Source organism: Sorangiineae bacterium MSr11954, from assembly GCA_037157815.1.
Lineage (GTDB): Bacteria > Myxococcota_A > Polyangia > Polyangiales > Polyangiaceae > Pendulispora > Pendulispora albinea.
Genome location: CP089984.1, coordinates 738,355 through 752,975, shown reverse-complemented (window position 1 = coordinate 752,975; position 14,621 = coordinate 738,355). Strand labels below are relative to the sequence as shown.

Annotated in this window: 11 protein-coding genes; 7 read left to right on the top strand and 4 right to left on the bottom strand. The window is 63.9% G+C overall.

Annotated elements, in window-relative coordinates; translation table 11 throughout:
- Positions 1–1,659: a DUF4157 domain-containing protein gene (locus LZC94_03075; GenBank protein ID WXB16264.1), complete on the bottom strand. Its 1,659-nt coding sequence runs from the start codon at positions 1,657–1,659 to the stop codon at positions 1–3.
- Positions 1,660–1,844: 185 nt separating this feature from the next.
- On the opposite strand from LZC94_03075, the gene LZC94_03070 reads away from it, so the two are divergent.
- From LZC94_03070 to LZC94_03060, 3 genes are all read left to right on the top strand, one after another.
- Positions 1,845–2,393, top strand: a complete 549-nt coding sequence (locus tag LZC94_03070) for a hypothetical protein (protein WXB16263.1) — start codon at positions 1,845–1,847, stop codon at positions 2,391–2,393.
- Between the two features lie 895 nt (positions 2,394–3,288).
- Entirely contained in the window at positions 3,289–3,666 is a 378-nt protein-coding gene (locus LZC94_03065; protein WXB16262.1) for a hypothetical protein, read from the top strand.
- 682 nt (positions 3,667–4,348) lie between these two features.
- Positions 4,349–7,120 (top strand): serine/threonine-protein kinase, encoded by a 2,772-nt coding sequence (locus LZC94_03060; protein ID WXB16261.1) that lies wholly within the window; start codon positions 4,349–4,351, stop codon positions 7,118–7,120.
- 23 nt (positions 7,121–7,143) lie between these two features.
- Here the strand turns inward: LZC94_03060 and LZC94_03055 are convergent, their stop codons facing one another.
- Positions 7,144–7,677 (bottom strand): sigma-70 family RNA polymerase sigma factor, encoded by a 534-nt coding sequence (locus LZC94_03055; protein ID WXB16260.1) that lies wholly within the window; start codon positions 7,675–7,677, stop codon positions 7,144–7,146.
- Between the two features lie 965 nt (positions 7,678–8,642).
- Here LZC94_03055 and LZC94_03050 point away from each other — a divergent pair.
- Positions 8,643–9,251, top strand: coding sequence for a TRIC cation channel family protein (locus tag LZC94_03050; protein ID WXB16259.1), 609 nt, complete (start codon positions 8,643–8,645; stop codon positions 9,249–9,251).
- Positions 9,252–9,288: 37 nt separating this feature from the next.
- Here LZC94_03050 and LZC94_03045 read toward each other — a convergent pair whose 3' ends face one another.
- Positions 9,289–10,590, bottom strand: coding sequence for a PLP-dependent aminotransferase family protein (locus LZC94_03045; protein ID WXB16258.1), 1,302 nt, complete (start codon positions 10,588–10,590; stop codon positions 9,289–9,291).
- A gap of 160 nt (positions 10,591–10,750) precedes the next feature.
- The gene (locus LZC94_03040; protein WXB16257.1) at positions 10,751–10,951 is read right to left on the bottom strand and encodes a 4Fe-4S binding protein; all 201 of its coding nucleotides are present in this window, start codon (positions 10,949–10,951) and stop codon (positions 10,751–10,753) included.
- A gap of 248 nt (positions 10,952–11,199) precedes the next feature.
- Here LZC94_03040 and LZC94_03035 point away from each other — a divergent pair, with 248 nt between their 5' ends.
- From LZC94_03035 to LZC94_03025, 3 genes are all read left to right on the top strand, one after another.
- Positions 11,200–12,642, top strand: a complete 1,443-nt coding sequence (locus tag LZC94_03035) for a sigma-54 dependent transcriptional regulator (protein WXB16256.1) — start codon at positions 11,200–11,202, stop codon at positions 12,640–12,642.
- Between the two features lie 385 nt (positions 12,643–13,027).
- Positions 13,028–14,056 (top strand): hypothetical protein, encoded by a 1,029-nt coding sequence (locus LZC94_03030; protein ID WXB16255.1) that lies wholly within the window; start codon positions 13,028–13,030, stop codon positions 14,054–14,056.
- 11 nt (positions 14,057–14,067) lie between these two features.
- On the top strand, positions 14,068–14,616 hold the full coding sequence (locus LZC94_03025; protein WXB16254.1) for a DUF3841 domain-containing protein: 549 nt from the start codon (positions 14,068–14,070) through the stop codon (positions 14,614–14,616).
- The last annotated feature ends 5 nt before the right edge of the window (positions 14,617–14,621 follow it).

The window sequence follows — 14,621 nt, the reverse complement described above, 5'->3', positions numbered from 1 at the left end:
TCACGTTTTGCAGAAGCAGGCCTTGTAGCACTTCACCATCTTCATCTGTTCGTCCCAGCGCTTCTTCCCGTCCGCGCTTTTGCACTCCGCTTTCCCGGCCCTTCTGTTCAAGCACTTTTCCTCCGCGATGTAGGCGGCGCACTCGGTGCTGAACGTCAAGCGTTCGATGCCATCGTGTTGATCGAGACACTTTTCCTTCTTCTCGATGTTGCCGCGCGCCGCATCCTGGCATTTCTTCACAGCAGCGCATACGGGCCCGATCCGCTTCGCGTGGACACCTTCATGCAATTCCACACAAGGCCGTGTACATGGACTCGTGTCGGTAACCGCTTTCGTCACCCTGCCGGTCAGAAAGCCAGACTCGAGGTCGATCTCGCACTCCGTCGAGCCAAACGAACCGGACGCCCCACATTTATCGTCACACGCCTTGCGGCTCGCCGGCTCGGACTTCTTCGTATCCTTTTTGGGTTTACCCTCGAACAGCTGCTGGAACGGCCCGTTCGCTCGGTCCCTATCCGGAGATGCCGTCGCTCCGCCACACATGGCTGCATCGGCGACGCGGCGACGAATCACGGCCGTGCGTTGGGCTATGTCGCCATGTCGCAAGCCGCCCGCCGAGCCCTCGGTGCGGCTCGCGTGGTCCTGTTGGATGACGTGCGTCAACTCGTGGGCCAATAGCTGGCGCCCCTTTCGCGTGTCGGGCGCGTATTGCCCGGCGCCAAAAACCACGTCCCTACCAAGCGTGAATGCGTACGCTCCGACGGCGTGCGCCGCCGCGGCGGCCGAGCCATCTGCATGCACGCGCACGCGACGGAAGTCATAACCGAAACGTGGCTCGAAGAAGGCGCGCGCCGCCCGCGAGAGTGGCTCGCCTCCCGCGAGACCGCGCGCGATCGCCGATCGGACCCCCTCGCCTGGCGCAAATCCCGTCCCGCTCGTGGCCTTTGCTTGCGGTGCCGGCGCCAGGACCGAGTCTTCTTCGCCTGGCTCGAGCTCCTCATCGGCATCGGGGTCGACTCTCCGCCGGATGTCCGCATTCCGCCCGATCGTTGGGCCGTCTTCCTGCTTGTCGTCCTCGCAGGCTTCGCATCGCCGCTGCATGACGCCGGGCGATGGGCCTGCCCCGGCCGATGCGGGTGCCGACGACGGCACGTGCGAGCCGATCGCGAGACCGAGGGACGCAGCCGAGTCGGACATGCCGAGCACGCGCTCGGCGATCCGATCGGCCTCGCGCTCGAGCGGATCGTCGACGGCGCCGATCGCCCACTTCGCTTGCAGAGCGCTGGCATGCTTCGGCGCGGGCTTGGGCGCCACCAGGCGACTACGCGTAGCTCGTGGCTGGGGTTTCTGTGCGAAGATGCGACCGCCACTCATGGGACCTCCGAAATCAATGTGCTGAACATTTGCGACTCCCTCGTCCCCGAGATCGGATCGAACGGGTTGGTGCAACGTTTGCGCCGCGTGTTCGACCCCGAGGAGAGCGCGAATATGCCCACGGGATGTTGCATCCTGCAACGTTGCGACAATACCAAATTGCATTTTCGCAACTTTTGAAACAAGAGCATCAGGGCCCGAACGGGCGCGTTCGTCTCGTAAAACGTGGATGACCGATATGCGCCAGAATCCACGGCGAATGCGTGATGACGAACACCAACCCATGCGGCAAGCCCCGGTCGCTAAAATGTACAAAACACATCTTTGCCCCCAAAAAATCAGCTCGATTCCGATGCCCGCGGGGAGGGATCGGCCACGCCATGGACGCCGAATGCTAGGCCGTAAGCGGTTTCCGCAAAGGAGAAGGTAGATGTTCGGCCGCGCCCGCGTATGTGGGCTGTATGAGCGCGATGCAGCAAATTCCCCGTACCGCCGGCGGCGCGGCGGCCCACCCCAGGGGAATCTTCATCCGTTGGGATGCAGAGCTCCCCAAAGTTTGTTTGATGTGTGGGACGAAGAAACGGCTGCAACGATACGAGCGCCTTGGAACGGACGACATTCATCCTATCGTCGGTGGAAATCCGGTCGCGATGCTCTCCGGCTTCGTCATGGTGCTCGTCGTTCGCTATGTGCGATCACACCGAAAGCAAGCGGATCTGGCGCATTGGCGCTGCGCGGCCTGCGATGCGCGCTTGAGAGAAGCGGAGAATATCCGGCCGATCTGGCTTATCGCGCCCTTCATCGCCGTGCTGTTCGGCATCATCTCGGGTTTTGCAACAACGCCCATTTGGGGCTGGCTCACGGCCGCGATCGTCGGTGTGGGCACGGGCCTCGTGGGTTGGGTATCGCGTCCTCGCGTCCTTAGGGTCGAGAGCGTCGAACCCCATGGAATCGTCGTATCGGGAATGACGGCGAAGTCCGCGGACGCATTGCTGACCTCGCGGATCGCGGGCTCATGACCTTCTTCGGATGCGGCCCATCGTGCCCGCCTAAAAGGCCCGCGCGCGCCAACGCGACGAGCTAGGCCGAAGGGCGCCGCCGCCTCTGCTCTCGATGGTGCGTGGAGGGCGGGCGACGTTCGACACCTGGTCGCGCATGACCGTTGCGTAGTAGAGTGCGTCGGATAGAAATAAGCGTAATACGCTTGCTCCCGAGGCGTCGGCGCAAGTGCGCCGCGGCTTGGCGTCATTGTTACATGACGCCAACGTCTTTTCATGTTCGGCGAGCCAAAACGTTCGTCATTGACACCCTGTTTTGGCGACGCTAACACCATGGATGTCATACTGTCTTGATCGCGAGGGTCGCAACCATCGATGGACAACGTACGAATGACGCCTTCACCGTGCTGATGCAAGAATGAACCATGGCATACGGCCCATCGGTGGATATGTCCTCGCGACCTATCCAATGCCGATCATGGGTACCGTCTTAGGTGCTTTTGAGCCGGTTGGAGCCCTCCTCCTAAAAGGACGCTGAGGTACCGGCGGGCTCGGCGTCTCGTGTCATCGTTCCATTCTTCGTTCGAGCTCGAAGCGACCGCCAGGCTCGCTGGCGGGCCGCCGTAGTGGTGTGTCGCCCGTTCGAATAGGTGCGCCGTACGGACGAGAGCGCGTTTGCGCCAGGAGCGGCCGAAGGAGCTCGAGGTGTGAGCTCCGTGAGATGGTCGCGTCATTCGATTTGACACATCGAAGCATTCAAGGCTGCATTTTAATTTCGATTTTAACATTGAAGGTCACGCAAGCAACTCTAATGTAATGCGGGTCCTTCACGCAAAGGACGTCGCTTCTGACGAAGATACTGACCCAATGTCCTCGCGAGCGCTCGCGAGGACATTCATGACGACCGGAGATCATCATGAAGAAAATATGGATTGCGTTGATATCGGCAATGGCTCTGGCCGGCGTTTTCGCCATGACGCCTGCTCCTGCGGCGGCCGAGGAAGCCCCCTCCCAAGCCGAGGCGCAAGGAGAGGAGGACAATCCTCACGCGCTCGTCTCCCACGTGACGCTGTTTCGAGACAAAAACTACAACAGTCCCTGTTTCAGCCTGACGCAACAAGGATGTTTCAATACGCCGGGCTGCAACGACGACGCCGAATCGGCCTGGGTCGAGGGCACCGTCGCTCTTTGCAAACATGCGAACTGCCAAGACTGCATGGTGGTGGCAGGCCCGCGCCCCGACCTGTCCGCGCCGGGATATTCCAATGTCATATCGTCCGTGAGATTGTACTAGCCTAAAAGTACCCGCCGCCAGGACGCCGTTCGTCCTGGCGGCGGTCGAGCATGGGAGTCGCACGTGCGGCGCGAGCGGACGCCGATGCCTTGTCGTACGAGCAACATCCTCTTTGCTCAACGGTCCCCTCTTCCTATCCACGACGCCCCGCGTCGGATTCGGCGTGCTTTTTGGCCAAGCCGAAGCGATGATGTTTTCTTCATCAATGAGGAAACGACGAAGCGCTCGTTGGATGGCGCAGGCCGAGAACGCGAAGCGCCGTGGCGAGTGGCACCGGCGCAGAATGGTGCGCCGCGGGTGGACGCCCGCCTTGAATGGTGCAATATCGGCACGCCGTTTTCGAGGAGGTGCCCGATGGCTCGATGGCGTCGCGGGTTCGTTCGTTTGCGACCACGAATAGCCTCGATATCCCACTCGGACGTGGCGATGAGGGGAGGCGACGGCGGAGATGGAATGCCCTTCGAATGACGATTTTCTCGCCTTGGTCGGGGGAAAACTGGAAGGTCGGTCGCGAGCCCCCATCGAAGCGCACTTGGCGGAATGCCCCACCTGCGACCGCGCATGGGCGGTGCTCGTCCGGGAAAGTGCGCCCAAATCTCCATTCGGGTCGCCGTCGGCGTCGCCGGAGGACCGTCCGAGGACGCCCGACCTTCGGCCGGGTATGTACGTTGGCCGCTATCTCGTGATCGATTTGATCGGCACGGGGGGAATGGGCAGCGTCTATCGCGCCTACGATCCGAAGCTCAATCGCAGCGTGGCGGTGAAACTCATCCGGGTCGAGCCGAGCATGGCAGGCGACGAGTCGCATCGACTGCTGCTCTTGCGGGAGGCGCAGGCGTTGGCGCGTGTGGTCCACCCGCATGTCGTCAGCGTATTCGATGTCGGTGAGTATCGCGAGCACGTGTTCTTTGCCATGGAGCTGATCGAGGGCTGCACCTTGCGCGACGTGCTGTTGCGTGAGGAGCATGACCCGAAAAAGTTGCTGCGGCTGCTCGATCAGGCGGGCCGCGGGCTCGCCGCAGCGCATCGCGCCGGCTTGGTGCATCGCGACTTCAAACCCGAAAATGTGCTGATCGACCGTGAATATCGCGCCAAGGTCGTCGATTTTGGGCTGGCGCGCGCCGCCGATGCGCGCAAAGCCGACGAGCTCCTGACCTTGCCGGGCGAGGCGCCGGCGTCGCCGTTGGATCGGCGCATCACCGAAACGGGTGAGTGCATTGGGACGCCCGCGTACATGGCGCCCGAGCAGTACCTGGGGTTGGGCACCGATGCGCGCAGCGATCAATTCAGCTTCGCCAGCGTGGCGTATGAAGCGCTGTTTGGGCGGCATCCCTTTCTCGACCAAAATGGGAATCTCTCGATGGTGGCGCTCTGCGCGGGCAAAATCGAGACGCCGAGCCGGCGGTTGGATCCCGGCTATTTACGCGTGCTCGGTCGTGGCCTATCGCGCGAGCCCGCCCATCGCTATCCGTCGCTTGGAAACCTGCTCGACGAACTGGCCCGCGTTCCACGACGACGCCGGCGGCGCGGGATCGCGTCCGCGACCATCGTGAGCGTCGCGGCGGGCCTCATTGGGTGGCCGGTCGTCCAGGCGTATCGAGCGCAGCGCTGCGACGCGGACGCGACGCAGGCACTCGCCGGGATCTGGGACGTGCCCCGCCGCGAGAAGGTCGAAAGTGCGCTCGCCGGCGATGGGAGAGCGTTCGGTCGTGATATCTGGAACAAGGTCGCGACTGCGCTCGACGTCTATGCGGATCAATGGAAGCATACGCGCGTGGACCTGTGCCGAAGCGCAGGGCGGTGGCGCGCGGAGGACCAAGCCACCCGCGCACGAGGCGCGATGTGCATCGAGGAGCGGCGGCGGGAGCTGCGCGCGGTGACCGACGTGCTCGCGGGCGGCGATCGGGACGTACGTCTTCGTGCGCCCGACATTCTCGTCCAACTCGGGTCGCTATCGACCTGCATCGACGCAGCGGCGCTCGCGCTCACGCCGATACCCGCTTACGACGACGATACAGCGGTCACCGTCGGGCGAGTTCGCGATCTTCTGGCGCAGAGTAAGGCGCTCGAGGATGCGATGAAGGCTGCCCCGAGCAAGGAGGCCGCGCAGCAAGCGCTCGAGCTGGCGCGCGAGCAGCACGATCGGAGGCTCGCCGCCGAAGCGCTCTATCGCCTCAGCAGCGCGCAAGGCACCGGCGGCGATTACGATGCGTCGGAGGCGAGCATCGTTCAGGCGCTCGTGGAGGCCGAATCGAGCGGCCACGAACGGCTGTTGCCGCTGGTTTGGCTCGAGTTGATCGCGATCGTCGGCGTTCAAAAAGGGAATCCCAACGAGATCGAGCGTCTGATCCCATTCGTCGAGGCCACGGTGGAGCGCTTCGATCCCCGAGGGCCGGCGCATATTCGACTTTTGCTGATCCTCGGCATCCTCGACTACCGGCGCGGCCGATACGATCGCGCCATCGCACGGCTGACACCGGCCCTGGACATGGCGCGACGCGCCTTCGGCGAGAACGACGTGCGGCGTATCGAGATTTACCAGAACCTCGCCAGCATGGAGAGAGCCCTCAATCAGCTCGACAAGGGAATATCCCACCTGCAAGCGGCCGTGGCCGAGACCGAGGCGCTGTTTGGCGAGGACCACCCCCAGCTCGAGCTGCCGCTGTCGATCCTGGCGCGCACCTTGAGTGAGAAAGGCGACGGTGCCGGCGTGAAGGCCGCGGGGCAACATGCCCTACGCATCATCGAGCAGGCGTCTTCGCCCGAGAGCCCAGATGTGGCGTTCTCGCTCTTCGAGTTGGGGATGGCCTATCTGGAGGACGGCCAGCCGTCGGTTGCCTTGCCTCTCCTTCGTCGATCGTATGCCATTCAGCGCACGAACGACCCTCGAAACACGATAGGCACGCTCCTGGGTATCGCTCGCGGCGAGGAGGCGCTCGGGGATCTGGAGGCGGCGCGCACCACGTTCGAGGAGGGGTTGGCGCTCAGTAGACGGCTGATGGGATCCGGCCATCCATACACGATTCAATATGGTTTTCGGCTGGGGCATCTCTTGCGCCGGCTGCATCGCGAGCGCGAGGCGCTGCCGCTCTGTGCCGGACTGCTCGAAGCCGGCGAACGGGAGAACGGGCAACAAGGTGTCTATGGGGCGCTGGCCTACGCGTGTGTCGGTGAAGGATACGAGCAACTCGGCCGGCTGCCCGACGCGCTCACCGCGCTCGAACGCGCCGCAAAGCTCCTCCAAGACGAGGCGACTCCGCCGCGGCTCGAGTTTCGTGCGTCCATCGGCTTCGCCCTTGCACGCGTTCTTTTACGGAGCGGCGGCGATCGCGAGCGCGCCCGGCGCCTCGCCAACGAAGCGCTGGACGGCTACCAACACGCGGGTCGCGCCCACGCCGAAGACGGGGTTGCCGTCCGGGCATGGTTGACCACGAGCTTCGCGGAGCAGCGCTAAAACAGGGCGGCGCTCTCCATCCATCACGACGTCGTGCCGAACCATGCGCGTGCCAAGACATCGCGCGCGCGCCGCAGGCGATAGCTGACATTTCCGCGCGACATACCGAGCTCGCGCGCCGCATCGCGCTCCGACAGCCCCTCATCGTTGATGGCCGTCAGGATGTTTTTGTCTTGAGGGGCCAAGGCTTCGAATGCACGCGATGCCTGCGCGGCGCCCTCGGCGGCGCGCACCACCTCCTCCGGGGTGATACACCTGCGCGCAACTTCGCGCTCCCACGCGTAGACCTCGTCGCCCGAGCTTCGGGCTCGCTCCAATCCAGCCTGCTTACGAAGGGCCATCGCGGTGTGGGAGGCCGTGGAAAAAGCGTACGCCGCACGCTTCCGTTCGGGCATGCCCGCGAGCAGATCCATATGGGGCACCAGCGCGAGCAGGCTTTGCTGAAGAGCTTCCTCCGCATCGCGCGTTCGCAAATGCCATCGCCGGATGCCTGCTCGGAGTGCTGGGAGGAGCCCCATGATGAGCCGAGAGCGGGAGGTAAGAAGAGAAGAGCGCATCGGATTCACCTTCAAATGAGCAAGATCGAGCCACGCTACCACAGTGCGCACTCTCTCGCTCGAAACGGCAAACGCGATGGAATCGACGCCACGCGTCGATGTTCGGTCCGCACTCTCGAGAGAACGCGCGTTCGGGTCGAACGGGTGCAGCAGAAGCTAATGTGTTCGAAAATTATTCTTCGTTGGTTCGATCCAAAAGGCGTCCCCTCATCTCTATAAGAAGCAGGTGTTTGGATTCCAGACCGCTTCGCGCGCTCGCCGACGGCAACGTGTAACCGCCGGCGTGTGTGTAGGTAATCCGGTGGTCAATTCGGTGCACATGGATCGACCGATCCGAACCTATGGCAGGAGCGGAGATGGAAATTGGCGATCTCAAAAGAGTCTTGAGCTACGAGAACGCAGCCGTCGTGCTGCGTTTCATCGAAACCGCCGGACCATCCGTGTGCCCATGCCAGTGCAACCGTCGCGTCGACGACGAGATGGCACTGGCCTCGTGCCGTGCGCGAGCTCGCAGCGGAGCAACCCTGGCCGATGGCCATTTGGCGATCGATGGAATGGGGCGGCGGGAGGTGGCGGGCGGCTCTTCTCGTTGCGCGCGATTGTCTCGATCGATACGAGCGGTATTCGGAATGGTCCTATTCATCGTGCAGCGATGTCGCGAAAAGTGGATGACCATCCATTGGCCGGCTCACGTGCCGCCCTCCCTCGAAGCGCTCCGGGGAAGCGAGATGGTCGCGCAAGACGACGCGCATCGGGCTGCGATGACCGAGGCCGCCTCGACGTACCGACTCGGTTCGTATCGATGAATGCGCATGCGCCGGTGCTTTGATCGTCTGCGCCGGCTGTGACCTGCACCCGCGCTCGGGGAGGTGTTCGACCACGTGCTCTGGTTTTCCTGACGCGAGCTCGACCATCCGACTGCAAAAATGCGCCGCCGCGGAGACCAGAGGTACTACGGTGCCCCCGTGCTGCTCACTCTGTTGGCCTTTGTCGGTGTTGGGGTCATTGGTGCCTCGGGGGCGCTCGCCGCTGTGCGAGCGCGTCTGGATCTGTTTGGGGTCGTCGTTCTCGCCATGGTCACGGCGTTGGGCGGGGGCATCGCGCGGGATGTCCTTCTTGCGATCCACCCGCCAACGTCGCTGGTCGATTGGCGCAACCTCGTGGTCTCGGGTGGGGCGGGGCTGGCGGTGTTCTGGTTGCACCCCCACGTTGCCCGGTTGCGCAAGGCCATTTTATTGGCCGATGCGGTCGGCCTGGGGCTGTTCACCACCGCCAGCACGGTAACGGCGCTCGAGCAGGGTGCCCCCATGCACACGGCTTGTCTGATCGGGATGATCGGCGGGATTGGCGGCGGTGTCTTGCGCGATCTCTTGCTGCGCGAGATCCCATTCGTTTTGCGCAGGGAGATTTATGCCCTCGCGGCGCTGCCGGGGGCGATGCTGGTCACATTCGGCGCACGGTTCGCGCTCCCTGCCGGCCCGGTATCGTTGGCCGGCGCCGCGATCATTTGCCTCGTCCGCGTGCTGGCGCTCTGGCGGCATTGGAATGCGCCCATCGCCGGCGGGGATGGTTGAAGGTGCCGAACCCCCACCACCGCGCGCGAAAGGCGCTTCATCGTCCGAGCTTCTGCCGGACGACGGAGGCCAATCGTGAAACCCCTTCCTCGATGCGCTCGGGGGTCAAATAGCTGCACGAGAGGCGGAGCTGTTTGTCGCCCGCGCCATCGAGGCAAAAGTAGCGCATGGGCGTCCAGATCACCCCGTGATCCCGGGCCGACGTCTCGAGCAGCGCGTCGTCGGCGTCGAAGGGCAAGGTCACGACCAGGAAAAAACCGCCCTCGGGGATGTTCCAGCGAACCTCCGTCGCACCGTGCAGCCCGGCGGGAAAATGCTGCTCGAGCGCGCGAACGAGGGTGGAGATGTTGTTCCGATAAAACGCAATCTTCTCCTGATTCGTATCGCGAAGCCTGCACCCGTTGGCGACGAGCATGCCTCCGATCAGCGCTTGCGCAATGGCGGGCGTATTCACCGTGATCATGCTCTTGATCTTCGACAGCTCGTCGGCCAACGGAGCGCGCTCCCCGTTCGCCTTCTCCACCACCGCATCGGCCACCACGTAGCCCACGCGCGCCGAGGGGAAACACGTCTTGGCGAACGAGCCGAAGTAGAGGACATTTTGCGCCGTATCGAGCGACTTCAATGTCGGCTTGGGGTCGCCCGAGCCCACGAAGAACCCATACGGATTGTCCTCCAAAATCACGATGGCCTCGTCGCCGGCCAGGGCGAGGAGCTGGCGGCGGTTTTCGAGCGACATGGAGCTGCCCGAGGGATTCGAAAAATCCGGGATGACATACAGCGCCCGCGGCCGCTTTCCGCGCGCGCGCAGGTCGTGGATCGTCTGCCGCAAGACGGCCACATCGAGCTGGCCATCCCGCTCGGGGACGGCGGCCATATCGATATCGAGCAAGCGCGCTGCACCCGTGATCCCGACGTAGCAAGGTGAGCTCACCAAAAGCACGTCCTCGGGGGCCGCAAAGAGCGCCCGAAGGACGATGAACATCGCCTCCTGGCACCCCACCGTGACCACCACCGAGTCCTTGGCGACGTGAATACCTTCGTCATTGGCCAAGGTCTTCGCGACCAACTCGTGGATTTGCCCGTTCGTTCGACCGTACTGAAAGAGCGACGTCGTCACCTCGTCGGGGCTCTGCCGCAGATCCTTTTCGAGGTACGCAACATACGCATCGAGGTACTCCCGAAGACGTGAGACCTCGAAGAACCCCTCGTACGGGCGCCCGGGACCGAACGAGATGGCGTTCGGATAGCGCAACGTAATCTCGTTCAAAAAATTCATCCGCTCGAGCAGCGGGTCGGAGAGTGAAGCGTGCAGGTCCGCAATCTTCAAGAGCGCCATGTTTTCCTCGAATCGGTGCGCCCCAATGTAGCGGCGCCCCCCCGCCCCGACAACCGCTCGCCGCCCCTCCGGCACGGGAATCGGCGCCCGCCGCAATTGGCCGCGACCTGCCCTCTTCGCTCAGCCGGGTCGTCACCGATCGCGGCGCGCGCGTGAACCGTCATCGAGCAAAGAAGGCAGCGTTCTCCTCGATGGCTCCAGACCATTTTTCAGGCACGTCGTCCTCATCGAAGATCGCGTTTACCGGGCATTCCAAGGCGCAGGCCCCGCAGCAAATGCACTCCGTAGGATTGATGTAGAGCTGCACGCGGCCGAGACGTGCGGGCCGCTCGCTCGAGGGGATGGCGTCGATCGCCTCCACGGGTATGGGGCCGTGAATGCAATCGACGGGGCAAACGGCGACACACGCGGTGTCGCACGTGGCAATGCAAGGCTCGGTGATCACGTACGCCATGAAACCTTCCGTTCTGCGCTCCGTGCGCAACACGGTTCGAGCAGGAACCGGTCCAGCACGAAGGCGCGCTATTTTCCCTATAAAAAAGAGCGAAAGCAGGGGATGCACCGATATTTCGGTGAACGACGACGAAATATCGTCATAGAATGCCGGTCGTGAGCTCGTCCTCTTCCACTTCGATGGCGCTGCTCACCGATCTCGTGGAGGCGCTCGGCTTCCGCCACACGGAGAGGACGTGGGCGCGTGCGACCTACGAGGTGCTGTCGCGCTATGTCGCGGTGCGAACCGTGGAGATCGTCCTGTTCGGCCCTGCGGGCTCGCGAAAGATCCTGCCATCTGCCACGACGAGCGCGGTCGTGGCGCTTCGCCCGAGCGAGGAGTCGTGGTTTCGCGATGCCATGCTTCGCGGAGCGCGGCTGCTCGACACGAAGCGCGCCGCCGCGATGGCCATCGTGCCGATCGCCGATTCGGGAGGAGCGCTCGGGTGCGCAACCATCGCTCTGGAACGGGAGTCGGAGCTGCTCACCCGCGCGCTGTTGGAGTCGATGGGGCGCGTCCTTCGCTCCACCTTACGGCAAATTCACGCCATCGCGCGGGTCGCCGAGCTATCCCGGCGCGTCCACACACAGACTCGCCAGCTGCGCGAAGATCTGCGGCAGCTCTTGCCGTCGGCGGTCGTCGCCGCCAATCCGCGCATGCAGCGCATCTTCGCCGAGATCGTGCCCCTCGTGGCCCGGCAGGACACGACGGTGCTCATTTGCGGGGAGTCCGGCACCGGCAAAGAGGTGGTGGCGCGCCGCATCCATGAATTGTCGCCGCGTTCGAAGCGGCCGTTCATCCGAATCAACTGCGGCGCGATTCCATCGGGGCTCGTGGAGAGCACGCTGTTCGGTCACGAGAAGGGAGCTTTTACGGGGGCCACCGAGCGACGCGCCGGGGTATTCGAGCGCGCGCACATGGGCACCTTGCTCTTGGACGAAGTGGGCGAGCTTCCGCCCTCCGCGCAGGTGAAGCTGCTGCGCGTGATCGAGACCGGTGAAGCCGAGAGGGTCGGCGGCAACCGCACGATCCCACTCGACGTTCGAATCCTTGCCGCCACCCATCGCGATCTGCACGCGATGGTCGATGCCCAAGCTTTTCGCGCAGACCTTCTTTATCGTTTGGACGTATTCCCCATCACGATACCTCCGCTCCGCGAACGAAAAGACGAGCTCGAGGCGTTGACCGCGCACATCCTCGCCCGCCTCGCGCGTCGATTCGGGCGCTCATCACCCCCGCTATCGCGCAAATCCATCGCGCGTTTACGGAGCTACGAGTGGCCGGGCAACGTTCGCGAGCTCGAGAACGTGCTGGAGCGAAGCCTGCTGCTCAGCACGGGGGCGTCGCTCGAAATCGTGCTCCCGGACCGAGCGCTGAAACGTGGCTCCGTATCCACCTTTCAAGCCGCGGCCAAGCGATGCATCGAAGATGCGCTCGCGCTCACCGAAGGGCGCATTTATGGCCCGAACGGCGCTGCGGCCGTACTTGGGATCAAACCTACGACCTTGCAGAGCAAGATGAAACGGCTCGGGATGGCCCGACGAGCAATCGCGCGCTGACGACCGCTTCCAATCTGCCCGCTTACACCTCGGACAGCCAGTCGCGCGGCTGCAAAAAGTAATCGCCGAGTTGCGCCTCTGGAGCTCCCGGCGGAATCGATCCATTCGATTCGCCCCTCGATGCCGTCGAGTCGACATATGCCGCCGCGACATCGATCCTTTCCGCGCGGCCTTGTGATGATTTAGGGCCAATGGAAGAACGGTTTCCGCGCATGGAACGATTCGTTCCGGGGTGACTCTACCTTGGATAATCCTATATCCGCCATATCCATTGAAATCGCGTGACAGCATCACTGGGTGCGCACATTGCACGCATACGTCGGCCAATTCGACGAAAGGATTGATAATGCGATGTTATGGCGTTCGCGTAGGGGTCAGTGTGGCGATGACATGTTTCACGGCTTGTGTCGTCGCAGCGTGCAGCGGCACGTCGAGTGACGATGGCACAACGGCGACGGTCGACGATCCGCTCGTCACCGAAGCGAGCGACGAGACGCGCTCGGCCCTCGGCGTGGCCCTTTGGGGCGTTCGCATCGATCCGATGGACGGCACCGCCGTGGTTCGAGGTTACAACGGATCGAACGAGTCGTTGGTGGAGCTCCGGCAGAAGAGCGAAGACGGCGCGGGAATGGATACCGTTTCGAGCGTATCGGTGACCGGTTGGGGGTCCCATGCTCGAATGAAGGTGAAGACCGATCGCGCACCGACGGCCGATTCGCCGGACGTCGCGACGTTGAACGTGGCTGTCCTCGAGAACTCCTTCGCCGCCAATCCAAAGGCGCGCCAAGTCGTCGAGCAGTTCGAGAAAGATACGCGAGCGCGCCCGCCCCACGCGCGGGCGCCCGGCGGCAAGACGGCGCAGTCCAATCACGCGAACAGTTTGGTGGGTTCGGCCGATGGTTCCCTGTTGAACCCGGGAGACGCGTCGCTCCTCACGGGCTCGTGCATCGAGCTGAGCTCCCCTTGCGCAAAGGGCCTCGGCACCATGGTCAGCGCCGGTGCCGGCAGCGCGGCGCGATGCGGAACCCTCACGAAGGATACGACCATCCAGCTCACGTGCGCGGGCGACACCTCGTGCTCCGCCCCCGCCGGTTCCTCCGTCTCGTCCGGTGCGCAGGAATGCGCCATCGCCGCCACGGCGGCTGCCGAAAGCGGCTCGGATATGGCGCAAGAATGCCAAGGGCAATGTGGGATCGTCACCGCGGCGCTCCCCCGCCTCGGGCGTTGCAGCTGCCAGCACCGCGACGTCTTCACCAGCGGCGGTCAGAGCTGCCTCACGCTGCGCACCTCGGGCGTGTGCTCGGGCCCGTACACCGGAGTCGGTCTGAACGCCGCGACCTGCCAGGCCGCCGCGCGCGCCGCTGCGCCCCTGCAGTGCCAAGGCTGCCTCGGTCATTGCCTGTTCCGGAGATGAACGTGGCACACGTGAGATTGTGGACCGTTGCGCACGAGGAGCTCATCGCGGAGGCTCGGAGGACCGGATACGGCCAGCCGTCCTGGGAGCGCGTCGAGCCACGCTGGATCCCCGCGTACCGGTGGGTGCTCGAAAAAATGCGCGAGCGCGGGGTGACCGAGGAGCGTGATCGCGTCGATCGGCCGCCCATTTGGGCTTGGCATTCTTGCCTTTCGTGGCACCAACCCCCAACGCGGGAGACGATCGATCTCCTGCTCGGCCTCGACCCCTGCAATCGCGCGGGCCTGCGCATGGTCACGTGGACGGCGCGGAAGGACCGGATCCTTCTGTCGCGCTATGGCGCCTGGTGCGCGCTGCTCGACCGGGTCGTCGCGGGCGAAGAGCCGTCCGATCCGGGCGATCTATTCTGCCCGCCGCTCGCGGAAGCGGAGCCACCCACATGGTGGCGCCCGGGCGACGAGCTGCAAGCGAGCGTGACCGGCCTTTCATCCGAGGACATCGAGGCGATCGACTCCCTCGAGACCTGGAGTCCGTCGAGCGAACCCGGACGGAGCGGGTAAACTGC